The following is a 21,350-nucleotide window of genomic DNA, read 5'->3' as shown; positions in this document are numbered from 1 at the left end:
GTGCGGACGCTCGTCCGCCTCGGATTGGGCACCGCGAAGATCGCGGCCGCCGCCGCACTCGGCCTCGCCGTGCTGCTGGTCGGAGTCTTCTTTGAGGCGCGCGGCGCGCTGCCACCGTACTCTGGCCGCTTCGATGTCGCCGGCCCAAAGGCCTCCGTCGAGATACTACGCGACCGGAACGCCGTTCCCCATATCGTCGCCGGCTCGATAGAGGACGCTGCATTCGGCCTTGGTTACGCCCATGCCCAGGACCGCTTCTGGCAAATGGAGTTCATGCGACGCCTCGGGCAGGGGCGACTTTCCGAGATCGTGCCGCCGGCGCTGGTCGGCACCGCCCTGCTCGATACGGATCGCACGATGCGCGGCCTGGGCGTCTACCGACACGCGCTCGACAGCGTGAGCGTCCTGTCGGCTGGAACGCGCGGCATCCTCGAGGCCTATGCCGCGGGAGTGAACGCGTTCATAGTCGGCGAACATCGGCAGTTCGGCCTGGAGCTCACGCTCATCAAGCTTCTGTCGGGCGGACAATATCGGCCAGAGCGCTGGCAGCCAGCCGATTCACTGGTCTGGACGAAGCTGATGGCCCTAAGCCTCGATGGCAATTGGCGCGCTGAGCTCCTGCGCCTGCGCCTGCTCAAGAAAATCGGAGAGGACGGCGTGCGTTTCCTGATCGAGCCGACGGGAGACCCACGCGACGCAACCCTCGCCCAAGTCAACGAGGCAGTAAAGGGAATCGACCTCGAACGTCTCTTTCGCGCCACCGACACCATTGCTACGCTCAAGCGGGAAGCCTCGAATGAATGGGTCGTGGCGGGCGCGCGTTCGGTCTCCGGCAAACCGCTGCTCGCCAACGATCCCCATCTCGGATTCAGTTTCCCCGGGACCTGGTATCTGGCGCGGCTGGTCGGCCCCGGTTTCGACATTCGCGGCGCCTCGGCACCGGGAGTGCCGGCGATCGTGTTGGGCCACAACGCAAGCATCGGCTGGGGTTTCACCACCACCAATCTCGACAGCCAGGACCTGTTCATCGAGCGCGTGGATGCTACCGACCCCAATCGCTACATCACGCCCGACGGTGCCCGCCCCTTCGCGGTCTACGACGAGACCATCAACGTACTGTGGGGCGATCCGGTGCGGCTGCGCGTGCGAGAAACACGTCATGGCGTGGTCATAGACGACTTTGCCCGCAAGCCCGAGGATCTCGCGCCCACGGGCCACGTGCTGGCACTGCAGGCCACCGCGCTCGACAGCGGCGACACCACCATGGAAGCGCTGATCCGCATCGGATTGGCGCAGAACTGGGACGATTTCCTCGATGCGGCCCGCAAGGTCGTGTCGCCGATGCAGAACATCGTCTACGGCGACACCGAAGGGAATATCGGGCTCATCGCTCCCGCGCGCGTGCCGATTCGCCGCAAGGGTGACGGTTCGATAGCACGGCCCGGCTGGACGTCGGAGCACGACTGGGCAAGCTTCGTGCCGTTCGACGAATTGCCCCGCGCCCTCAATCCCCCGAGCGGCCTCATCGTCAATGCCAACGGCCGCCTGGTCGGGGACGACTACCGTCACTTCATAACCCGCGACTGGGCCGAGGGATACCGGCAACGCCGGGCCACGGAACTGCTCCGCGAGGTCCAACGTCATCCGGTCTACGGCATGATCGCGCTGCAGGCCGACAACCGCACACTCGACGCCGACGACGTCCTGCCGGAGCTGCTCAAGGTCAAGCCGCGCAGCGCCCGGGCCGGCAAGACCGTCGCCATGCTGCAGAACTGGAACGGGTTCATGCTGGCGACGCGACCGGAGCCGCTGATCTACACGGCCTGGCTGATGGAGCTTCAGCGCGGCTTGCTGGCCGACGAAGTCGGCGATGACATCTACAACGACATGTCGCAGATCAACGTGTCGCTCGTGCTCCGTATCCTGCGTGAACGACCGCAATGGTGCGACGATCGGGGCACCAGCGCGGTCGAATCCTGCGATGACGTCGTCGCCACGTCGCTCGAGAGGGCACTCAGCCGGCTGACGCAGCTGCAGGGCCTCAACCCCGAGGCCTGGCAATGGGGCCGCGAGCATCACGCCGCCTTTCGCCATCCGCTGTTCGACGGCATCCCCCTGCTGCGCGACCTCGCCTCGGTGCGCTTTCCCGCTGACGGAGGAGCCCATACGCTCAACCGTGCCAATCCCGCCTATCGCGGCGCACGGCCCTTCGACGCGATTCACGGCGCCACGTTCCGCGGGATCTACGATTTCAACGATCTCGACAATAGTCGCTTCGCCATCCCGCTCGGGCAGTCCGGCAACTTCCTGTCGCACTGGTCGCGGCACTTCGTCGAGTCATGGCGCAGCCTGCGCTACGTCGGCATTTCCGGCACTCACCCCGAACTTGCCCGCAACGCCATCGGCACAATCACCCTCGCCCCGCCCGCCCCATGATCCTTCCTGGGTGAATATCTTCACGGATCAATAACTCACGGTTCACGGACCCGCTTCGCGTGCCTGGTCAGACGTTCCGCTTCTCGAGCGCCGCCCTCACCGCATGGGCCAAATCAGCCTTGCGATACGGCTTGCGCAGAACGGTTCGGCTGTCGTCGGTGTCCAAGTCCTCCCCCGAGAAGCCTGACGTCAGCAACACCGCGACGTCAGGCCATCTCCGCTCGATCAACTTCGCCAATGCCGAGCCGTCGGTCGCACCGGGCATGACGAGGTCGGTGAAGATCAAATCGAACTCCGCGGCCCGCGTCTCGAGCATCGCCAACGCCGTGTCGCCGCTTTCGGCCTCACCCACGGAGTATCCGAGGGAAACGAGCTGCTCGACGACGGTTTCCCGGACGTACTCGTTGTCTTCCACCACGAGGATGCGTTCGTTGCCCCCGGGCAGCGCGGACCGGGATTTCGGCCCGGTCGTTGCCGGGCGCGGCTCACGCGTTCGTGGCAGGAAGAGCCGCACCGTCGTACCCCGTCCCCGCGTACTCTCGAGCCGCACGACGCCCCCCGACTGGTGAACGAAGCCATGGACCATGCTCAATCCGAGGCCGGTGCCATGACCGGGTCCCTTGGTCGTGAAGAAGGGCTCGAAGGCCATCGCCATCGTATCCGGGGCCATGCCGATCCCCGTGTCGGATACCTCGATCAGCACGTGATCGCCTGCCGGCGCCTGCAGCGTACCCTCCGGTGCGTTGCGGACAGCGATCCTCAGCACGCCGCCGTTCGGCATGGCGTCGCGGGCGTTGTTGGCGAGATTGACGAGTGCCGCGTCGAGTTGGGCGCCGTCGATCCGGACCAGCCAAAGGTCGGGCGCCACGTCGACCTCGAGCGATATCTTCTCGCCGATCGTGCGCTCGATCAGCCGGCCGACGGCGACGATCCGGGCATCCAGGTCGAGCACTCGCGGGTCGAGAGGCTGACGACGGGAGAAGGCCAGCAGACTTCGGGTCAGCTCCGCGCCACGTCGCACTCCGGCCAACGCGCCGCCGATCAGCTTGGGTGTCTCGGGATCGGAGTGCGGGCGGTCGGCCAGCATGTCGAGGTTACCCATGATGACGGCGAGATAGTTGTTGAGGTCGTGCGCCAGGCCGCCCGTCAACTTGCCGATCGCCTCCATGCGCTGCGACTCGCGCAGCTGCGCCTCCATTTTTATCTGATCCGTGACGTCGCGCCCGATCGAGACGATTCCTCCGCTCTGCGAGCGATGCTCCGATATGTGCAGGATGCGGCCATTCTGGAGGTGGCGGACGATCTGGGTGCCGTCGGCCCGGCGATGCAGCTCGACCCGCTCGGCGATCAGCGCTTCGGGATCCGTGCCGGGCGGCACCGGTAGCCCTCCGCTGTAGACGACATCGCGCAATATGTCCTCGAACTTGCGGCCGGCTTCGAAGTAGCGCTCGGCATTGGGATATTGCTCCGCGAGATGCCTCGTCGACAGCACGAGCCGGTCGTCGCGGTCGTAGATGATCAGATTGTCGTTGACGCTCTGAACGGCGTCGAAGAGCGTTTCGTGCATCTTGGCCAGTTGCTGCTCGGCCTGCTTGCGAGCGTCGATGTCGAGGACCAGACCCTCGATCATGACGACCTCTCCGGTCTCCGAGCGGATCGCGCGTGCCCGATCCTGGACCCAGCGCCAGGTTCCGTCGGCATGCCGCACGCGGTACTCGAGTTGGAAATTGTCACCCGCGCGAAAGTCGGCCTGGACTTTTTCCCATACGGCATCGCGCTCGTCGGGATGGATCAGGCTGCCGATCGTCACCGCGCCGCTGGTGAGTTCTTCCGGAAACCTCCCGAACAAGTCGTGGCAGCCCTCGCTCGCGAACAGCATCGTCCAGTCGCGATCGTTGCGGCAGCGATAGACCATGCCCGGAAGATCTCCGACAATGTTGCGCAGGAATCGTTCCCGATCTGCCAGCTCGGCAGTCCGCTCGGCGATTCGCCTTTCCAAGCCGGCGTTGGCCTCTTGCAGGGCGCGCTCTACCCGCTTCTGCTCAGTGGTATCCAGATAGATCGACAGCGATCCGCCATCCGGCAGATCCTGCCGTCGCATCTCGAAGGCCCGCCCGTTTGGCCGTTCCCTGGTGACGAAGTCGATACGCCCGGAATCCATCGCCTCCCAGCGCTCACGGGCGGTTCTCGCCGGGTCGTCAGTTGGACCGAATTCACCGAGCCGCGCCTGGGAGACCAGCACCTCGAGCGGCGACACGCCCTTCCTGATTGCGGCGGGATCGGCACCGATGATGTCGGCATAGCGTTCGTTCCACAGTACCAGTCTTTTGTCGCGGTCGTAGACGGCGATACCCCCTGGAAAGTTCTCGAAGATCGCCTGCAGGAGACTGGAGGTCCGCTCGAGCTCCGCCTCGCGGTCCTTGCTTTCGGTGATGTCGCGATACAGCGACAGAAAGCCGCCGCCATCGATGGCTCGCAGCCGCGCTTCCATCCAGCGGCCGGTCTTGAGTTGACGCTGATAGTTGACGCTGCCCTTCTCGCGCAACACGCCGAGCATGCTCTGGACACGTTCTCGGGCGATTGATTCGGGATCGCCCGGTCCGTACTCGCCGCGCTTGGCCATGTCGACGATCGACTGCATCGTGATCTCGGGCTCCGGCCGCCCCTTGCGGTTCGCAATTCCCATGATCTCGAAGATCTGGTCATTGACCGCCAGCGTCCGGTTGTTCTCGTCGACGACCTGGACGCCGTCGGGCATGGTGCTCAGGATCGCCTCGAGTGTCCGCCCCTGGACCTCGAGCTTGCGGCGTACTTCGACCTCGTCAGTGACGTCGCGGCCGATGCCGCGATAGCCGAGGAAAGCACCGTCGGCGTCATGTCGCGGCTCGCCACTCACCACGCACCATCGTCCGCCCCCGTCACGAAGACGCGTGCGGAAGAGGAAATCCCGAAAGGGCTGTCGCCGGCGTACGATCTCCGACAGCTCGGCAATGCGCCGTGCATTCTCAGGATCGTTCACCGCGACATCGGCACGACGCATTCCGATGCGATTGGCAAGGTCGATGCCCCCCGCAGTCACGGCCACTGAAAAGTAGCTGTAGCGATCGTCGCTGTCGGTCTCCCACAGCCAGTCGACGCCGGTCCGCGCAAAGTCGGCAAAGACATTGGCGTCATCCATCGCCGCTACCTCGGCCTGTCGCCCTTCAGCGTAACCCGGTGCATCACCCGGCGATAACCGTGATAGTCGTTGATCGGGTTGTGCATGGCGCAGCGGTTGTCCCAGAAGGCCAACGATCCCGGCGCCCAGCGGAACCGGCAGGTGAACTCCGGTCTCACCTGGTGCTCCCACAGGAAGCGCAACAGAGGGAGACTCTCCTTCTCGCTCCAACCCTTGATGTGGCTGGTATGGGCGTCCGACGTATAAAGCGCCTTGCGACCCGTTTCCGGATGCGTGCGAACGATCGGATGTTCCGCTGTCAGCACTTTGAGTTCGGCGCCGGCCGCCTTCATGCGGTCCTCGCGAGTCTTGGTCACCTCCGCCTTGGCCGACGAGCTCACCCCCACTAGGTCTTCCAGTGTCTGTTTCAACCCGTCTGACAGGGCCTCATAGGCGAGATACTGATTGGCGAACAGAGTATCGCCACCGTAGGGTGGCACTTCGCGGGCCAACAGCATACTGCCCATCGGGGGTTCGGGAAGATACGTGGTGTCCGAATGCCAGATGCCGCCGAAGTTGTTGCGCTCGTGCTCGAGCTTGACCACGGGCGTGATGAGTGGTGTCTCCGGCAGTCCTCTGAGCTGAGGGTACTCCATCGGCTCTCCGAAGTGGCGCGAGAATGCGAGTTGCTGTTGCGGGGTCGCCTGCTGGTCGCGCAAGAAGACAACCAGGTAGTCGAGGAAGACCTGGCGCAGCTCTTCGACCGTGTCCTGCTCGAGCTCGCCGGAGATGTCGATGCCGTGGATTTCAGCGCCGAGCGCACCAGCGACCGGACGTACCTCGATATGGCGATAGTTGCGCATCTCCCTGCCCCCACCCGCTAAGCCTTCTTCGACCACGGCGGCGATTTCTTGGCCTTGAAGGCCTCGATCCCGACTGCCGCCTGCGGGCGTCGCAGCAATTCCACGAGACTTCTGGCCGCGTCGTCCAGAACCGCCCGGTCCCCCTGCCCGGCGCAACTCAGCACCAGGCGTTTGACCGTGGCAAGCGCCGACGGTTCCATCTTGACGATATCGTGGAGCAAGTCGCTCAGGACCGTCTCGATCTCCTCGGAGGAACGGCAAAGATATCGCCCAACTCCGAGGCTCAAAGCGTCCTCAGCGGTCAGCAGCCTTCCGGTGACGGCCAGGTCGCGGACCGGCCCCTCGCCCAAGCGACGCACCGTAAAGGGAATGACCTGCGACGGAATGAAGCCGACCTTCGGCTCCGGCAACCCGAACCGCGCCGAAGAATGGAGGATGACGACGTCGGAGCAACAGGCCATGCCGAAGCCACCGCCAACCGCCGAGCCTTCGACGACGGCGACGGTCGCCTGCGGGAGATTGTTGAGCGCCAGCAACGCATCGCCGAACTGTCGATAGGCCGAAATCAGCGGATCGTCGGCTTCGTTGGCCGGGCGGGGCGGCATGCTCGCCATGGCATCGAGATCACCGCCGGCGCAGAAGTGGCCGCCGGCCCCGCGCAACACCAGCGCGCGGCACTCCCGATCGTCGCGTATGCGCCCAAACGCATCCTCGAGTTCCAGCATCATCCGGTGTGTGAGCGCATTGCGCCGATCCGGCCGGTTGAGCGTCAACCGCGCGACGCTGCCGTCTCTCGTCAGAACGATATTGGCGTAGTCGATCATGGGAAGTGTCTTAGCCAGCGGACATCCTGCCAACAAGATGAAGCGCCCCGTTGTCCTCGTCCTGGGACATTCGGCGGTGCTCGATGGCAGTCGAACTACTCACCCTGTCCCAGCAGGGAACCGGCCCGGCGGGACAGCCGGAAGAACCATTGGAAGACCTGGAAGCCCGCCACCAGATAGACGACGGACAATCCAAAGGCGATCGCCAACAGATCCCAGTGGACAACGTTGTCCGTCAGGATGGCTCGCATGCCCTCAAAGACATACGACGTCGGCAATGCCCAGGCGATCACCTGCAACCAATCGGGCAGCACCGACACCGGATAGTATACGCCGCTGACCGGCATCAGGATGAAGACGGCCGCCCAGGCGAAGGATTCGGCGCTCTGGCCGACGCGCATGACGAGGCCCGACATGGCAAGGCCAATTGACCAGGAGAACATCTGCAGGATCGCGAAGAAGGCGATCAGCGGCAGGCCGAGAGAATAGACCGAGTAGCCAAAGAAAGCCCAGGCCAGCAGGGACACGGGGACCATTCCAAGCAGCGTGCGGAGAAGAGCGGCGATGATGATGCCGGTCGCCAATTCCCACGACCGGATCGGGCTCACGAACAGGTGCCCGAGGTTGCGTGACCACATCTCCTCCAGAAAGGCGATCGACAGGGAGAGATTGCCGCGCACGACGACTTCCCACAGTAGCAGCCCAGAAAGCAATACGCCCGCCGCCTGCGCGACGTAGGAGGTCTGCGGGAGCAGGAACTGCGTGAGAAAGCCCCACATGACCATCTGAACCGCCGGCCAGTAGATCGAATCCACCAGACGCATCACCGAGCTGCGCCAGATGTAGATGTGTCGCAGCACCAGTGCATAGATACGCCCCAACGAAGCGCTCATGATGCCGCCGCACGGCGCCCGCGTGCCATGTCCAGAAAGACCTCTTCCATGTCCTCCCGGCCGAAGCGCTCGATCAGCTGGCTCGGACTGCCTCGATCATAGATCCGGCCGGTTTGGAGCAGGATGACGTCGTCGCAAAGACGCTCGACCTCTCCCATGTTGTGCGAAGCCAGCAGAATGGTCGCACCGGTCTCACGCTGATAGTCCCTCAGATAGCCGCGCACCCAGTCGGCGGTGTCGGGATCGAGCGAAGCCGTAGGTTCGTCGAGCAGCAGGACTTCCGGGCGATTGATCAGGGCCTTGGCCAATGCCACACGCGTCTTCTGCCCTGCCGACAGCTTGCCGGCCTGCCGGTCCAGGAAGGGAGCCACCTGCATGTGATCGGCGATCTCCTCGACACGGCGTGCAAGATCGCTCACGCCGTAAAGCCTTCCATAGAAGCCGAGGTTCTGACGCACGGTCAGCCGATGCGGCAGATCGACGTAGGGCGAGGAAAAATTCATCCGCGGCAGGGCCGCATAGCGTCGGCGCAACATGTCAACGCCGAGCACGAAGATCTCACCACCGCTCGGCTCGAGCAACCCCAACAACATGGCGATCGACGTGGTCTTGCCCGCCCCGTTGCCACCCAGCAATCCCAGGACGGCACCTCGCGGCGCCGAGAACGTCAGGTCTTCGACCGCGACGATCTCGCCGTACACCTTCCGAAGGTGCCTGACGTCGATTGAAGCGCACTCTGCCATGACACGATCAAAGTGCCCTGACGGCCGCTTCGATGCGATCCATGCCCTTGCTCAGCCGCTCGGCACCGGAGGCGAAGCACAGACGGATGTGGCCTTGACCGCCGGGACCGAAGGCTTCGCCGGGGGCGACGCCGACCTTGTACTCCTTCGCGAGTCTCTTGCAGAACGCCAGCGTATCGGTCACGCCCTCCACGGCAAAAAACGAGTAGAAGGCAGCCTCCGGCCGCGCGATCTTGACCCTGGGAAGCGCCGACAGGCGTTGGAACACCAGCTCCCCACCGAAGCGACAACGTTCCACCATCTTGCCGAGGAACTCCTCTCCCTTCTCCAGAGCCGCCACGGCGCCATGCTGCAGGAACGGCGGCACGCCCGAGGTATTGATCTGGACCAGCTTGGCAAAGTCGTCACCGAGCTGGCGCGGGTGCGTGAGCCAACCGATGCGCCAGCCCGTCATCGCCCATGGCTTGGAGAATGAATTCAACACGATAAGCGGATCGTCTGGACCAGCCAGTTCGAGGAAGGAGGGCGCGACCGGCTTTGTGTAGATCAGCCGCGCATACACCTCGTCTGCCATGATCCAGATACCGCGCTCGCGCGCAAAGCCCAGGATGGCGCGCTGCTCGTCCGACGTCATCGTCCAACCGGTCGGATTGCCGGGGGAATTGACGAAGATCGCCCGCGTGCGCCCATCTACCATGTCGAATAGCTTCTGCAGGTCAAGCCTCCAGCCGCCATCCGGCCGAGGATCGAGCGCCACGTACCGGGGTTCGCCGCGCACGAGCTTCACTGCCGAAGTGATGTTGGGCCAGATCGGCGACACGATCACGACATTGTCACCGGGATCGAGCAGCAGTTGGCACGTCAGCAGGATGGCTTGCATGCCGCCCGTTGTCACGGTCAGACGGTCTGACGGACAGGTAATTCCGTACAGCCGCTCCGTGTAGGCGGACAAGGCCGTGCGCAGCTCGGGGATGCCCCGCTGCCACGTGTAGAAAGTGTCGCCCTCCCGCAGAGCCGATGCAGCCGCCGCGCCAACGAAGTCCGGCGTCACGAGATCGCTCTCGCCGAACCACAACGGCACGACGTCGGGATCTCCGAAGACAGTCATCGCCACTTCGGTGATCGGCGTGTCGGACATGCCGGCGATCGGGCCGCTGAGCGTCGCCGGGAGCCCTGGCGGCTGGAGGCGGGAACTGGATTGCATGCGCCCGCCTACAGCATCGGCAGGCGAATCGCCACCTAGTCCTTTTCATGGCCTCCAGAATCGGGATTGAGGCGCAGGGGACCAAGCGGCGCGGATGGCGTTACAACCATTGAAGGCAGCCGAGGAGGTCGATCGATGAAACGCACCGCCCTTGTATTGCTGACGGCCAGCGCCGCCGCAGCATGTGTCCAGTCTTCCAGCCTCGATCAAGTCCGCCCAGGCATGAGCCGCGAGCAGGTCACGTCCATCATGGGTGTTGCCGATAGCTCGGCCTATACGGCTGGAAACGATTGCGCCGTCTACACGGTGATGAAGGACTTCTGGATGCGGGTACCGTGGGACATGACCAATCGGTACTACGTTTGCTACAATGAAGGAAAGGTCGATCATTTCGGCCGTGCGGATCAGCCGGTGCCAAGCGATCGATAGGATCACCGGGGCCCCGGGGTCGTACCATGTGCTAAGCTTAACCATGACATTGCTCGTCCTGGGGCTTGCTCTCTTCCTGGGCATCCATACCTTCACCACGCTGCGCAGTAGTCGCGCCGTCATGCTCGCTCGACTCGGAGAAGGCTCGTATAAGGGTCTTTATTCCGTCATTTCGGCAGCCGGTATCGCCCTGATCGTCATCGGCTTCGCCCGATACCGAAGCGAAGGCTACATCGTCGTCTGGGACCCGCCAGATTTCCTCCGCCCGGTGACGTTGGTGCTGATGTGGTTTTCCTTCGTTGCCCTTGCCGCCGCCTATGCGCCTGTCGGGCGTCTCAAGTCGGCCCTGAAGCACCCCCTGCTGGTTGGCGTAAAGGCATGGGCGCTGGCTCACGTGCTGGCGAACGGCGATCTTGGCTCGATACTGCTGTTCGGCACCTTCCTTGGCTGGGCGGTCTACGATCGCATTGCCCTGAAGCGTCGTGGCGATGCAGGTCCGCCTTCTGCGCCTGTCGGCATAGGCGACGGTGTTGCCGTCGTCATCGGCACGGCCGCCTACACCCTGATGTTCTGGCTTCATCCCATCGCGTTCGGCGTGCCGATCGGTTGAGTGCCTTCACCGACGATGCGGCGTTCGCCAATTCAGCGCCGCAGCTATGCACAATGAAGGGGTCGCTCTCGCCAGTTCCTATGACAGAATTAACTCATGCTTGCCGCGTCGCCTTTCCGGACAGCCGCAACCATCTTCCTCATTGGTTTGCTTGCCGTCGCCCTCGTCCGTGGCGCACCGTTTCTCGTCACGTCGATGGTCGCGCTTGCGAACGGACCGGTTCGGGGCGATCAGTGTGTCAAGATCGTTAGCGCCCCGATCGATACGATCGAGGTGCTGATGCGCCGGGTACGTTAGCCGGGCGTCACTTCGCGAGCTTGATGCCCGCCTCACTGATGACCTTCGCCCACTTCGGGATATCGTTGGACACCGTCACCTTCGCCACCGCCCCGGTGCTGCCAACGGGCTCGAGCCCGATCACCGCAAACTTCTTCAGCATTTTCGGGTCCACCAGAACCTTCAGCGACGCCTCGCGCACCTTGTCGAGGATGGGTTGCGGCGTTCCCTTGGGTGCCAGCAAGGCAAACCAAGACAGCGCCTCGAAACCCGGAAAGCCCTGCTCCGCCACCGTCGGAATTTCGGGCGCATTCGGCGACCGCTTGGGCGAGGTATGGCGAGTACCCACACCCTCCCGTCCTTGACGAACGGCAGGGCGGCGCCGGCGTTCTGGACGCCGACCGGCACGACGCCGCTCATGACGTCGGTCAGATTGGCTCCACGATAGGGTATGTGCTCCATCTTGATACCGGCCTGGCTCGCCAGGCAAAATGATGATGGCGGCGTTTCCCGACCACATCAATGTGTAGCCGTCGGGTGGCGACTTCGCGACGCGGTCGACCCCGATCGCGCCGGAATTGCCGGCGATGTTCTCGACCACGACCGGCCTGCCCAGGCGTCGCTGAATTTCTGGGCGATCATCCGACCACTGACATCGGTCGCGCTGCCGGCCCTAAAGCCGACCACCAGTTTCACCGGCTTGTCCGGCCAGTTCAATTGAGCGGCCGCCGGCAGGTTTGCCAAGGCAAGCACCAGCACGGCGATAGAGCGCAGGATCATGCTTCCTCGTCGATGGCGGTCTGACGGCCGCCATTGCCGAAACGCTGGCACGCCGCCTTCTCCTGCAGGCAGCTTTCGGGGGTCTCCACTTGCAGAACGGGTGTTACTTCCCGCTACAGGGAAGCAATCGAGTCCAGCACCGGCAGCAGGTAGTGGCGGAAAGCGGCGGGGTTCTCCGACATCGGAAAGTGGCCCATGCCCTTCATCACCCGAAACGAGGTCGCCTTGACGAGCTTCGCCAACTCCGAAGTGAGTTCCGGCGTCGCCGACAGGTCGTACTCGCCGGTGAGCAGATGCAGCGGGCACTGATCGGTATCGATTTGATCGAGCAGCCCGTTCCTCAGATCGCCATCGGCGAAGTAGTAGTGCAGATCGCCAAGAAAAACGCCCGGCCCTCCCTGCATGTAGTGCCAGAGCGTCTCCCACTTGTCGGCAGGGGGCGACGCCGGCGCGATCAGGCAGGCGACCGAACCGGCTGCCACCTCTTGGCCGTGTACGTCAGGCCTGAACAGCACGCCCAGTTCGCGCAATCGCGTGTCGGCTCCGGGGTCGGCGTGGGTCGCCGACTGCAGGCCGATTGCGGCGCGGAAGTAGTCACCATGGCGCAGCGCGAGATGCAGCACGGCGCGTCCGCCAATGGAACAGCCCATCACCACCGGGCGATCGAGACGGAGCGCGCGGCAGAACGTCATCACCGTGTCGACATAGAGGTCGGTGGTGAGACGGTAGCCCTCACGCTCGAACCCGGGCGGCGGCGACGACTTGCCATGCCACGGCAGATCGAACGCGATGACCCGAAAGCGGTGCGTGATGTCCTCGTCGTTCAGTAGCGCTCTGTACTGCCGACCATCGGCCCCCGCGGTATGCAGGCACAAGAGCGGGATCCCCTGCCCGGCTTCCTCGAAGTAGACGCGGTGTGGCCGGCCGTTGAGATCGAGGCGAAGGTAGCGGCCCACGACCGGCTCGATCCTGGGCTCGCCCGTAGCTTCGACGTCGGGTACCGGCAGCGGTTCGCGCAGTGCGCCAAAAACCTGCTCCAGCAACAGCAGGTTGCGAGCGTAGACAAGCATGTCGCCTTCGACTCGAAGATGGCCGACGCGCTGCATGCCGACGAGGCTCTGATAACCAATGGCCGGCATCGCCTCGGCGAACGCCCGCCACGTCGACGCACTGGCCGACAGGCCGAATGCCGTCTGGGGCCCGCCGCCACGGTTCACCACGATCTCGCTGCCGATCTGCACGGACCACGTTTCATCGCCACTCCTCACCCTCAGGGCAAGCGATGCGAGAGCAGCGCGCTCCCGCAGTCCCGGATTGCCCAGCAAAGCTCCGGTCAGTCGCGTGAAATCGACCATCGGTTCCTCCCGATGGCCAGCCTACCACAGCGGCGCCTACTACCTCCTGCCCGCGAGTGCCCGATTCTCCAGCCGGCTGAGGAGCCGCACCATCGGCCAAAGAATGAGGAAATAGATCGCCGCGGCCATGACAATGGGCGTCGGGTTGTAGGTGAGGCTCTGGGCCTGCCGTGCCTGGAACAGGAGCTCGGGTACCGCGACAACGCTGCCGAGCGATGTCAGCTTCACCACCTCGAGCGTGTTCGACATGAGATCGGGTAGCACGTTCCTCACCGCCTGCGGCAGCACGATGTAGGTTGTCGCCTGGAGGCTGCTCAAGCCGGTCGAGCGGGCGGCCTCGACCTGCCCATGAGGCACCGAATCGATCCCCGCCCGCAGTATCTCGCCGTAGTAGGCGCCGGTGTTGAGAAAGAAGGCGATGGCGACGCAGGCGAAGCCGCCCAGCTCCAGCCCGGCAAAGGGCAGTCCCGCGAACAGGAGCACCAGCAGGACCAGCGGCGGGAAGGCTCGAAAGAAGTCCACCCAGGCCATCAGCGGCCAACGCACCAGGGGGTGGCGCACCGAGGCCAGCAGCGCCAGGATCGTCCCACCGGCCAGGCCGAGCGGTACGACGAGGAGCGACAACAACACCGTGTTCAACAAGCCGGCCAGCACGATCGGCATCGCCGCCCGCGCGATCTCGGCATTGAAGAAGCTCTGGACTATCTCTTCCATGCGAACCTGGTTTCGATCCAGCGGCCCGCGACGACGACCGGCAGGAAGAGAACGACGTAGGCCGCCGCGCCCATCATCAGCGGCGAAGGATTGTAGGAGTTGGACACCGCAGAACTGGCCTGTCCGAGGATCTCTGTCACCGCAACGACGGTTCCGAGCGCCGTACCCTTGGTGATGGCGATGGTGCGATTGGTGAGGGGCGGGATGGTCAGGCGTAAGGCCTGCGGGAGGATCACGTAGATCAACGTCTCGCCGAACGAGAGCCCCGTCGACCGCGCCGCTTCCCACTGTCCTCTCGGGATCGACGTGATGCCGGCCCAGAATATCTCCTCCGAGAAGGCCATCAACACGAATGCCAACGACAGCCAGGTCGATACGAAACCCGAAGGCCCCCAACCCGCCGCCGGCAGTCCGAAATACATCAGAACGATGATGACCAGCGGCGGCAGCGAGCGGAACAGGTCGACGACGAAGACGATCAGCCAGTTGAGCGGCCTGATCCCGAGGCTCCGCAGAAGCGCCAGCACCAGCCCGGCCACCAGGCCACTGGTCACGATCAGCAGGGCGAGTTCGATGGTGACGACCACGCCAGACAGGATGTCCGGCAAGTATTTCGCCATAACCCTGGCGTTGAAGAAGGTGTCGAGAAAGCGGTCCCAGGTCGTCATCAGTGCCGCTGGATCTGGCCGATGAAGGCGCGCGTGCGCTCCTGGTTCGGGCTCTCGAATATTTGTGCGGGCGGCCCCTGCTCGACGATCTGGCCGTGATCCATGAAGACGACGCGGTCGGCTGCCGCCCGTGCGAAGCCCATCTCGTGACTGACAACGATCATCGTCATGCCGCTCTCGCGCAAGTCCCGCATCACGGCCAGCACCGATCCAACGAGCTCGGGGTCGAGCGCGCTGGTCGGCTCGTCGAACAGCATCACCCGCGGCTTCAGTGCGATCGCCCGGGCGATGGCGACACGCTGCTGTTGGCCGCCCGACAGCTCGGCGGGCCGATGGCTCGCGCGATCGCCCAGCCCAACCCGCACCAGCGCCTTGCGCCCGAGTTCGTCGGCCTCCCCACGGCTCTTGCCCGCCACCTTGCGCAAGGCGAGCGTGACGTTGCCCAACGCCGTCATGTGCGGGTAGAGGTTGAAGGACTGGAACACCATGCCGATGCGCTGGCGGGCGTGGTTGATGTCGGTGCTCCGATCGAGCATGTCGATGCCGTCGACCACGATCGAGCCCGAGGACGGTTCCTCGAGCCGATTGAGGCAGCGCAGCAGGGTCGACTTGCCCGAGCCGGACGGCCCGATCACGAATACCAGTTCACGCTCCGTGACCTTCAGGTCGACACCCTTCAGGACGTGGAGAGTGCCGAAATGCTTGTGGACGGCGCGGGCGTCGACGATGTGTGTCAGCTGCACTTGAGCTCGTGCGGCGTCGGGTCGTAGCCCGGCATGCCCGGCACGCCGTAACCCGGCGTGATCGTGACGGCGAGGTCGTCCGGCTCCGGCTTCTTGCCGAACCACTTCTCGAAGTATTTCGCCATCGTGCCGTCCTTCTTCATGCAATCGAGCGCATCCTGCAGTTCGGCGCGAAGCTTGGGATTGTTCTTGGGGACGGGCGCGGCCCAGTGGGCCCGCGTATCCTTGAGTTCGAGGTCGGCGACGAACTGCGGGTTCTTCGAGGCAGCGTAGACGATCACCGTATTGCCGCCCAACGTGGCATAGGCGCGGCCGGCGAGGACTGCCTGCACGGCGTCGGGTTGCGTGTCGTAAACCTGCACGGTGAAGCCGTGCTCCTCGCCCATCTTCTTACTGAGAGTCTCGTAGGGCGTGCCTTTGTTCACGGCGACCGACTTGCCCTTGAGATCAGCCCAGCTCTTGATCGGCGCGCTCCCCTTCTTGATACCGAACTGGAAGGCGGTCCACAGGTAGCCCGCCGTGAACAGCATGTTCTCTGCCCGCTCCTTGGTCACGGTCGTCGGCGCGGCGATGAAATCGTAGCGGCCCGCCTGCATGCCGGGGATGAGCGTCGAGAAACTCACCGCATCGATGGTGATCTCGCGCTTCATGCGGCGCGCCACCTCGGTGAAGACGTCGATCTGAAAGCCCTCGACGCCGCCGCCCAGTTTGGGCATGGCGTGCGGGGCGAAGGTGCCGTCGACTCCGGTGCGCAGCGGCGGCTGCTTGTCCTGGGCGAGCGTTGGCACGGCGCACAAGAGCGCTGCGACCGCGATTGCGGCGAAACGGCGTTGCATCATGTTGGTTCTCCCTTCCACATGCCGTGGGCGCAAAACGTTAGATCAGGCATTGTCCAATAGCAATTTGGAGGCCATCCTTCGCCGCATGGCACAATCCACCGAACGCATTCTGGTCATAAACCCCAACAGCACCCAGGCGGTGACCGACGGCATAGATCGCGCCATGGAGCCGTTGCGCATGGCGGGCGGCCCGACCATTGAGTGCGTCACGCTGAACGACGGTCCACCCGGCATCGAAAGCCAGGCGCATGTCGAGCAGGTTGTCGCACCGATCGGCGAAATAGTGAGGAAGCGCGACAACGATTGTTCGGCATTCGTCATCGCCTGCTACTCCGATCCCGGCCTTCATGTGGCACGGGAGATCACCACGAGACCGGTGCTGGGCATCGCCGAGTGCGGCATCCTGACAGCGCTCACGCTCGGCCAGCGCTTCGGCGTCATTTCCATCCTGAAGAAATCCATTCCGCGCCATCTCCGCTATGTCGGCCAGATGGGCGTTGCTGACCGCATGGCCGGCGACCGCGCGGTCGGACTCGGCGTCGTCGAGCTCGCCAACGAAGCGACGACCTTCGCCCGCATGGCCGAGGTCGCGGCCGAGCTGCGCGATGAGGATGGCGCCGACGTGCTGATCATGGGCTGCGCCGGCATGGCCAAGTATCGTGACCGCCTGCAACGCCATGTTGGCCTGCCGGTCGTGGAACCCAGCCAGGCTGCGGTCTCCATGGCGATCGGCCGCAGCCGGCTGAACTGGTCGTAGATACCGCCGACTATTCGGCGGCTTTCCTTGGTCCCTCCGCCGCGGGAAAGACGACGCGATCGTCGGTGCGGCAGTAGCGGTCGGCGAACATGCGGCCGATGGGGTGATACCTATCCATGTGGACGCGCATCGCCTTGGGATCCCACAGTTCGTCGCGGATGTGGAAGCGGAGGCCCTCGCCAATGATCAACTGACGGTCTTCCTTGACGTCAATTACCTGCCAGGTCCTGCATTCCATCGCCCACGGCGCATCGGCCAGCCGCGGCGGCCTGACGTCAACCGAGGGCGCGAGCTTGAGGCCCAGATAGTCCGGCTCGCCGACGTCGGGCGGGAAGTCGCCGCTCGACTCGTGCATCGCCCGCGCCAACGGCTCGTCGGTCAGATTGACCACGAACTCCCCCGTGCGCTGGATGTTGATCCAGGTATCCTTGATGCGCCCGTCGGGTCGCTTGTTGATGGCTACCATGATCAGCGGCGGATCTTCCCCGAAGACATTGAAGAAGCTGAAGGGCGCCGCGTTGACCACGCCGTTCGGGCCGATCGTCGTCAGCCAGGCGATCGGCCGCGGCAGCACGAAGGAGATCAGGAGTTTGTAGCGCTCGTGCGGCGTGATGTCCCTGGCAGCGTATTGCATGACGCAGTCCCCCTCAGTTCGCCGTCTCGACCTCGACGCCGGTGCGCTCGGAGATCAGCTTGTAGTGCTCCGGCCGGCGGTGCTTGGCGAAATTGAAGGTCGTGTTGCGGATGTATTCGCCCAGCGCCAGATCGCAATCGTAGGAGATGACTTCGTCCCCCTCGGTCGTGCCCTTGGCCACGATCTCGCCGGTCGGCGCCACGATGGCGCTGCCACCGTGCAGCCAGTAGCCGTCCTCCTTGCCCGCCTTCGCCGTCGCCACGACCCAGATGCCGTTCTGATAGGCCGCGGCCTGGATCGAAAGATTGTGGTGGAACACGCGCAGGTAGGGCGGCTCGTGCGGCGCATAGACGTTGTCGGTCGGCGTGTTGTAGCCCAGCACCACCATCTCGGCGCCCTTCAGCCCCATGACGCGGAACGTCTCGGGCCAGCGCCGGTCGTTGCAGATGCATTGGCCGATCCGAACCTCGTCCTCGAACATCTTCCAGACGTTGAAGCCGAGATTGCCGACCTCGAAGTACTTCTTCTCGAGATGCTGATACGGCACGTTCTTGCGATGGTCGTCGTGACCCGGCAGATGGACCTTGCGGTACTTGCCGATCATCCGTCCGTCAGGGCCGACAAGGATTGAGGTGTTGAAATGGTGCGGCTTGCCGCCCTCCTCCGTTCGCTCGGCATAGCCCAGGTAGAATCCGATACCCTTCTGCCGTGCCAGCTCGAACAGCGGCATCGTCTCGGGGCTCGGCATCTGGTTCTCGAAATACTTCTCGACCTCGTTCGGGTCGTCGTACCAATAGCGCGGGAAGAAAGTCGTGAGCGCCAGTTCCGGAAACACCACGAACTTCGAGCCGCGCGAATCGGCCTCCTTCAGCATCTCGACCATGCGCATGACCACGCTGGCGCGGCTGTCACGGAGATGGATCGGGCCCAACTGGGCAGACGAGACTTTCAGGCGGCGGGACACGGCTACTATCTCCTCTAGAAGAGCGGCTTCAACCCGAACCGCGACATGCTCTGCAGCTCGGGGGCGATCATGCCTTTGGGCTTAGCGCTATCGGGCGAATCGCAGGGCAGGAACTGGCCGGAGCCGCGCTCGGCGTCGAGCTTGCCATTATCGACGACGACGCGGCCGCGGCTCACCACCACCACCGGCCAGCCATGGATCTCTCGGCCCTCGTAAGGACTGTAGCCGACATTGTCGTGCAGCATCTCCTTCCACTGCACGGTGACACGCTTGTCGGCGTCCCAGATGGCGAAGTCGGCGTCGGAGCCGACGGCGATGGTGCCCTTGCGCGGATAGAGGCCGTAGAGCCGCGCATGGTTGGTCGAGCCCAGCGCCACGAACTGCTGCAGGCTGATACGGCCCTTCTGCACGCCCTCGCTGAACAGCAGCGGCAGGCGCAACTCCAGTCCCGGCACGCCGTTGGCCATCTCCTTGAAGGTGGTCCTGTCGCCCTTGGGGATCTTACCCCTCTCGTTGAACTGGTAGGGCGCATGATCGGACGAGAACGTCTGCAGGGTGCCGTCCTTCAGCGCCGCCCACACCGCTTCCTGCGCCATCGAATCGCGCGGCGGCGGGCTGCAACACCACATCGCGCCCTCGACGCCGGGCTTGTCCATGTCGTCGGCCGTCAGCGCGATGTATTGCGGACAGGTCTCGCCGAAGATCTTTAGTCCCTTCCTCTGCGCCTGACGCAGCGTCTCGAGCGCCTCGATCTCCGACATGTGCACGATCAGCATCGGCGCATCGACCAGCCGCGCCAGCGAGATCGCCCGGTTGGTCGCCTCGGCCTCGGCGACGCGCGCATGGGCGATGGCGTGGAACTTGGGGGCGCCGTGGCCCTGGTCGATCAGGTGATGCGCCAGCCACTGGATCATGTCGTGGTTCTCGGCATGCACCATCACCAGCGCGCCCTCGCGCCGCGCCAGCGCCAGGATGTCGAGCATCTGGTAGTCGCTGACCTTCATGGCGTCGTAGGTCATGTAGATCTTGAACGAGGTGTAGCCGTCCTTGATCAGCGCCGGCAGGTCCTGCCCAAGCGCCTGCGGCGTCGGATCGGTGACGATCAGATGGAAGGCGTAGTCGATCACCGCCTTGGGCGTAGCAGCGGCGTGGTAGTCCTGCACCACCTGGCGGAGCGACATGCCGCGGTGCTGAGCAGCGAACGGGATCACCGTGGTCGTGCCGCCGAAGGCCGCCGACACGGTGCCGCTGTAGAAATCGTCGGCGCACATGATGCCGAAGCCCGAGCGCTGCTCGATATGGACGTGGCTGTCGATGCCGCCGGGCAGCACGAACTTGGCCGCAGCGTCGATCTCGCGCGACGCCGTGCCCTTCACCCCCGGCTCGATCGCAGCAAAGCGGCCGTCCTTGACGGCGATGTCGCCCTCGATCTGGCGGTCCTCGGTGACAATGCGGGCGTTGCGGACGATCAGGTCGTAGTCGGCCATCTCCTACTCCGCCGCCACTTTGCGACCATGGCCCGACGCGGCAAGCCGGCGCTCCATGCGCATGATCAGACCGTCGAGCTCGACCTTGTCGGCTGCCGTCAGCGAGGAGCCCGGCGCGCGCTGCCGGGGCGACTTGATGGCGCCGCGGCGGAACAGCACCTCCTTGCGTAGCGCCAGCCCGACCGCCGGCTGCACCTCGTGCCGCACCAGCGGCAGGTAGATGTCGAACAGGTCCTCCGCCTCCTCCGGCTTGCCCACCGCGAAGAGCTCATAGACCTGCACCAGCATCTCCGGCCAGGCGAAGCCGGTCATGGCGCCGTCGGCGCCGCGCCGCATCTCCTGCGGATAGTAGAGGCCGCCGTTGCCGACCAGGATCGAAACACGGCGGCGACCCGGCTTCTTCTCGCCCTCGCGGATGCGCGAGAGCTTGGCGAGACCCGGCGCATCCTCGTGCTTCAGCATGACGAGCTGGTTGAAGTCGTCGACCAGCCGCTCGAACACCGTCGCCGGCAGGTAGACGCCCGTGGCCTGCGGATAGTCCTGGTAGACGACCGGAATATCCGGGCCGAGTGCCTGGAACACCTGCGCATAGTAGTTGTAGATGCCGTCGTCGCCCTTGAGGCCAGCCTGAGGCGCGACCATCACGCCCGCTGCGCCGGCGATCATCGCCTCGTGCGCGAGCCGCCGCACGTTCTCCAGCCCGGCGTGGCTCACGCCGACGATCACCTGGCGGTCGCCGGCGCGCGCGACGACGCGCTTCACCACCTCGAGCGATTCCTCGACGGTAAGCTTGTGCGCCTCGCCCATCATGCCTAGCAAGGTGAAGCCGTGTACGCCGCAGTCGATATAGAAGTCTGTCAGAGAGTCGATGCTCGCGCGGTCGAGGGCACCGTCGTCTGTGAAGGGCGTGGCGGCGATGATGTAGACGCCTTTGGCGGCTTCGCTGAGTTTTGAAGTCATAGCCCAATCATGCC

22 protein-coding genes are annotated in these 21,350 nt (G+C 64.4%); 5 read left to right on the top strand and 17 right to left on the bottom strand.

Annotated features, from left to right (window positions below):
- Positions 1 to 2,436, top strand: a complete 2,436-nt coding sequence (locus tag KIT25_11475; protein ID UYN97511.1) for a penicillin acylase family protein — start codon at positions 1 to 3, stop codon at positions 2,434 to 2,436.
- 67 nt (positions 2,437 to 2,503) lie between these two features.
- On the opposite strand, the gene KIT25_11470 is transcribed toward KIT25_11475, so the two are convergent.
- The 6 genes from KIT25_11470 to KIT25_11445 form a co-directional block, all read right to left on the bottom strand.
- Positions 2,504 to 5,614 (bottom strand): PAS-domain containing protein, encoded by a 3,111-nt coding sequence (locus KIT25_11470; protein UYN97510.1) that lies wholly within the window; start codon positions 5,612 to 5,614, stop codon positions 2,504 to 2,506.
- 5 nt (positions 5,615 to 5,619) lie between these two features.
- Complete coding sequence (locus KIT25_11465; GenBank protein UYN97509.1) at positions 5,620 to 6,456, bottom strand: TauD/TfdA family dioxygenase; 837 nt, start codon at positions 6,454 to 6,456, stop codon at positions 5,620 to 5,622.
- Between the two features lie 17 nt (positions 6,457 to 6,473).
- Positions 6,474 to 7,280 carry an enoyl-CoA hydratase/isomerase family protein gene (locus KIT25_11460; protein UYN97508.1) on the bottom strand — a complete coding sequence of 269 codons (807 nt, stop codon included), beginning with the start codon at positions 7,278 to 7,280 and terminating at the stop codon, positions 6,474 to 6,476.
- 95 nt (positions 7,281 to 7,375) lie between these two features.
- Positions 7,376 to 8,173, bottom strand: a complete 798-nt coding sequence (locus KIT25_11455; GenBank protein UYN97507.1) for an ABC transporter permease — start codon at positions 8,171 to 8,173, stop codon at positions 7,376 to 7,378.
- The gene (locus tag KIT25_11450; GenBank protein UYN97506.1) at positions 8,170 to 8,916 is read right to left on the bottom strand and encodes an ABC transporter ATP-binding protein; all 747 of its coding nucleotides are present in this window, start codon (positions 8,914 to 8,916) and stop codon (positions 8,170 to 8,172) included. The genes KIT25_11455 and KIT25_11450 overlap by 4 nt, the downstream gene beginning before the upstream one ends.
- A 7-nt stretch (positions 8,917 to 8,923) precedes the next feature.
- A complete protein-coding gene (locus KIT25_11445) occupies positions 8,924 to 10,054 on the bottom strand; it encodes a pyridoxal phosphate-dependent aminotransferase (protein ID UYN97505.1) in 1,131 nt (376 codons plus the stop codon).
- A 201-nt stretch (positions 10,055 to 10,255) separates the two neighbouring features.
- Here KIT25_11445 and bamE point away from each other — a divergent pair, with 201 nt between their 5' ends.
- From bamE to KIT25_11430, 3 genes are all read left to right on the top strand, one after another.
- Complete coding sequence (gene bamE / locus KIT25_11440; protein ID UYN97504.1) at positions 10,256 to 10,549, top strand: outer membrane protein assembly factor BamE; 294 nt, start codon at positions 10,256 to 10,258, stop codon at positions 10,547 to 10,549.
- A 43-nt stretch (positions 10,550 to 10,592) separates the two neighbouring features.
- On the top strand, positions 10,593 to 11,159 hold the full coding sequence (locus KIT25_11435) for an NnrU family protein (protein ID UYN97503.1): 567 nt from the start codon (positions 10,593 to 10,595) through the stop codon (positions 11,157 to 11,159).
- A 96-nt stretch (positions 11,160 to 11,255) separates the two neighbouring features.
- Entirely contained in the window at positions 11,256 to 11,456 is a 201-nt protein-coding gene (locus tag KIT25_11430) for a hypothetical protein (GenBank protein UYN97502.1), read from the top strand.
- A 7-nt stretch (positions 11,457 to 11,463) separates the two neighbouring features.
- Here the strand turns inward: KIT25_11430 and KIT25_11425 are convergent, their stop codons facing one another.
- The 7 genes from KIT25_11425 to KIT25_11395 all read right to left on the bottom strand — a co-directional run bounded on the left by KIT25_11425 (position 11,464) and on the right by KIT25_11395 (position 16,531).
- Complete coding sequence (locus KIT25_11425; protein UYN97501.1) at positions 11,464 to 12,036, bottom strand: hypothetical protein; 573 nt, start codon at positions 12,034 to 12,036, stop codon at positions 11,464 to 11,466.
- On the bottom strand, positions 11,955 to 12,215 hold the full coding sequence (locus KIT25_11420) for a hypothetical protein (GenBank protein UYN98067.1): 261 nt from the start codon (positions 12,213 to 12,215) through the stop codon (positions 11,955 to 11,957). The genes KIT25_11425 and KIT25_11420 overlap by 82 nt, the downstream gene beginning before the upstream one ends.
- A 113-nt stretch (positions 12,216 to 12,328) precedes the next feature.
- A complete protein-coding gene (locus tag KIT25_11415) occupies positions 12,329 to 13,570 on the bottom strand; it encodes an alpha/beta hydrolase (GenBank protein ID UYN97500.1) in 1,242 nt (413 codons plus the stop codon).
- Between the two features lie 39 nt (positions 13,571 to 13,609).
- On the bottom strand, positions 13,610 to 14,284 hold the full coding sequence (locus KIT25_11410; protein ID UYN97499.1) for an amino acid ABC transporter permease: 675 nt from the start codon (positions 14,282 to 14,284) through the stop codon (positions 13,610 to 13,612).
- Positions 14,272 to 14,952 carry an amino acid ABC transporter permease gene (locus KIT25_11405; protein ID UYN97498.1) on the bottom strand — a complete coding sequence of 227 codons (681 nt, stop codon included), beginning with the start codon at positions 14,950 to 14,952 and terminating at the stop codon, positions 14,272 to 14,274. Before KIT25_11405 ends, KIT25_11410 begins: the two co-directional genes overlap by 13 nt.
- A complete protein-coding gene (locus KIT25_11400; protein ID UYN97898.1) occupies positions 14,952 to 15,680 on the bottom strand; it encodes an amino acid ABC transporter ATP-binding protein in 729 nt (242 codons plus the stop codon). Before KIT25_11400 ends, KIT25_11405 begins: the two co-directional genes overlap by 1 nt.
- Positions 15,681 to 15,685: 5 nt before the next feature.
- Positions 15,686 to 16,531 carry a transporter substrate-binding domain-containing protein gene (locus tag KIT25_11395; protein UYN97897.1) on the bottom strand — a complete coding sequence of 282 codons (846 nt, stop codon included), beginning with the start codon at positions 16,529 to 16,531 and terminating at the stop codon, positions 15,686 to 15,688.
- Between the two features lie 88 nt (positions 16,532 to 16,619).
- Between KIT25_11395 and KIT25_11390 the strand changes: the two genes are divergently transcribed.
- Complete coding sequence (locus KIT25_11390; GenBank protein UYN97497.1) at positions 16,620 to 17,291, top strand: aspartate/glutamate racemase family protein; 672 nt, start codon at positions 16,620 to 16,622, stop codon at positions 17,289 to 17,291.
- A gap of 10 nt (positions 17,292 to 17,301) precedes the next feature.
- Here KIT25_11390 and KIT25_11385 read toward each other — a convergent pair whose 3' ends face one another.
- Genes KIT25_11385 through KIT25_11370 form a run of 4 tightly spaced genes read right to left on the bottom strand, consistent with a single transcriptional unit; the run spans position 17,302 to position 21,336 of the window.
- Positions 17,302 to 17,925: a flavin reductase family protein gene (locus KIT25_11385; GenBank protein ID UYN97496.1), complete on the bottom strand. Its 624-nt coding sequence runs from the start codon at positions 17,923 to 17,925 to the stop codon at positions 17,302 to 17,304.
- Positions 17,926 to 17,938: 13 nt separating this feature from the next.
- Positions 17,939 to 18,889: an N-carbamoyl-D-amino-acid hydrolase gene (locus tag KIT25_11380; protein UYN97495.1), complete on the bottom strand. Its 951-nt coding sequence runs from the start codon at positions 18,887 to 18,889 to the stop codon at positions 17,939 to 17,941.
- A gap of 14 nt (positions 18,890 to 18,903) precedes the next feature.
- Positions 18,904 to 20,376 (bottom strand): dihydropyrimidinase, encoded by a 1,473-nt coding sequence (gene hydA, locus KIT25_11375; GenBank protein ID UYN97494.1) that lies wholly within the window; start codon positions 20,374 to 20,376, stop codon positions 18,904 to 18,906.
- 3 nt (positions 20,377 to 20,379) lie between these two features.
- The gene (locus KIT25_11370) at positions 20,380 to 21,336 is read right to left on the bottom strand and encodes a dihydrodipicolinate synthase family protein (protein UYN97493.1); all 957 of its coding nucleotides are present in this window, start codon (positions 21,334 to 21,336) and stop codon (positions 20,380 to 20,382) included.
- Positions 21,337 to 21,350: the final 14 nt, after the last annotated feature.

The sequence above is a fragment of the Enhydrobacter sp. genome (assembly GCA_025808875.1).
In the GTDB taxonomy this organism is placed as follows: Bacteria; Pseudomonadota; Alphaproteobacteria; order Reyranellales; family Reyranellaceae; genus Reyranella.
This window is presented reverse-complemented; position numbering and strand designations above follow the sequence as displayed.

What these genes read in the sequence shown, in the direction of transcription:
- KIT25_11470 (UYN97510.1), bottom strand. Translation starts at nt 5,614, where the DNA reads ATGGATGACGCCAATGTCTTTGCCGACTTTGCGCGGACCGGCGTCGAC.
- KIT25_11465 (UYN97509.1), bottom strand. Translation starts at nt 6,456, where the DNA reads ATGCGCAACTATCGCCATATCGAGGTACGTCCGGTCGCTGGTGCGCTC.
- KIT25_11460 (UYN97508.1), bottom strand. Translation starts at nt 7,280, where the DNA reads ATGATCGACTACGCCAATATCGTTCTGACGAGAGACGGCAGCGTCGCG.
- KIT25_11455 (UYN97507.1), bottom strand. Translation starts at nt 8,173, where the DNA reads ATGAGCGCTTCGTTGGGGCGTATCTATGCACTGGTGCTGCGACACATC.
- KIT25_11450 (UYN97506.1), bottom strand. Translation starts at nt 8,916, where the DNA reads ATGGCAGAGTGCGCTTCAATCGACGTCAGGCACCTTCGGAAGGTGTAC.
- KIT25_11445 (UYN97505.1), bottom strand. Translation starts at nt 10,054, where the DNA reads ATGTCCGACACGCCGATCACCGAAGTGGCGATGACTGTCTTCGGAGAT.
- bamE (UYN97504.1), top strand. Translation starts at nt 10,256, where the DNA reads ATGAAACGCACCGCCCTTGTATTGCTGACGGCCAGCGCCGCCGCAGCA.
- KIT25_11435 (UYN97503.1), top strand. Translation starts at nt 10,593, where the DNA reads ATGACATTGCTCGTCCTGGGGCTTGCTCTCTTCCTGGGCATCCATACC.
- KIT25_11430 (UYN97502.1), top strand. Translation starts at nt 11,256, where the DNA reads ATGCTTGCCGCGTCGCCTTTCCGGACAGCCGCAACCATCTTCCTCATT.
- KIT25_11420 (UYN98067.1), bottom strand. Translation starts at nt 12,215, where the DNA reads ATGATCCTGCGCTCTATCGCCGTGCTGGTGCTTGCCTTGGCAAACCTG.
- KIT25_11415 (UYN97500.1), bottom strand. Translation starts at nt 13,570, where the DNA reads ATGGTCGATTTCACGCGACTGACCGGAGCTTTGCTGGGCAATCCGGGA.
- KIT25_11410 (UYN97499.1), bottom strand. Translation starts at nt 14,284, where the DNA reads ATGGAAGAGATAGTCCAGAGCTTCTTCAATGCCGAGATCGCGCGGGCG.
- KIT25_11405 (UYN97498.1), bottom strand. Translation starts at nt 14,952, where the DNA reads ATGACGACCTGGGACCGCTTTCTCGACACCTTCTTCAACGCCAGGGTT.
- KIT25_11395 (UYN97897.1), bottom strand. Translation starts at nt 16,531, where the DNA reads ATGCAACGCCGTTTCGCCGCAATCGCGGTCGCAGCGCTCTTGTGCGCC.
- KIT25_11390 (UYN97497.1), top strand. Translation starts at nt 16,620, where the DNA reads ATGGCACAATCCACCGAACGCATTCTGGTCATAAACCCCAACAGCACC.
- KIT25_11385 (UYN97496.1), bottom strand. Translation starts at nt 17,925, where the DNA reads ATGCAATACGCTGCCAGGGACATCACGCCGCACGAGCGCTACAAACTC.
- hydA (UYN97494.1), bottom strand. Translation starts at nt 20,376, where the DNA reads ATGGCCGACTACGACCTGATCGTCCGCAACGCCCGCATTGTCACCGAG.
- KIT25_11370 (UYN97493.1), bottom strand. Translation starts at nt 21,336, where the DNA reads ATGACTTCAAAACTCAGCGAAGCCGCCAAAGGCGTCTACATCATCGCC.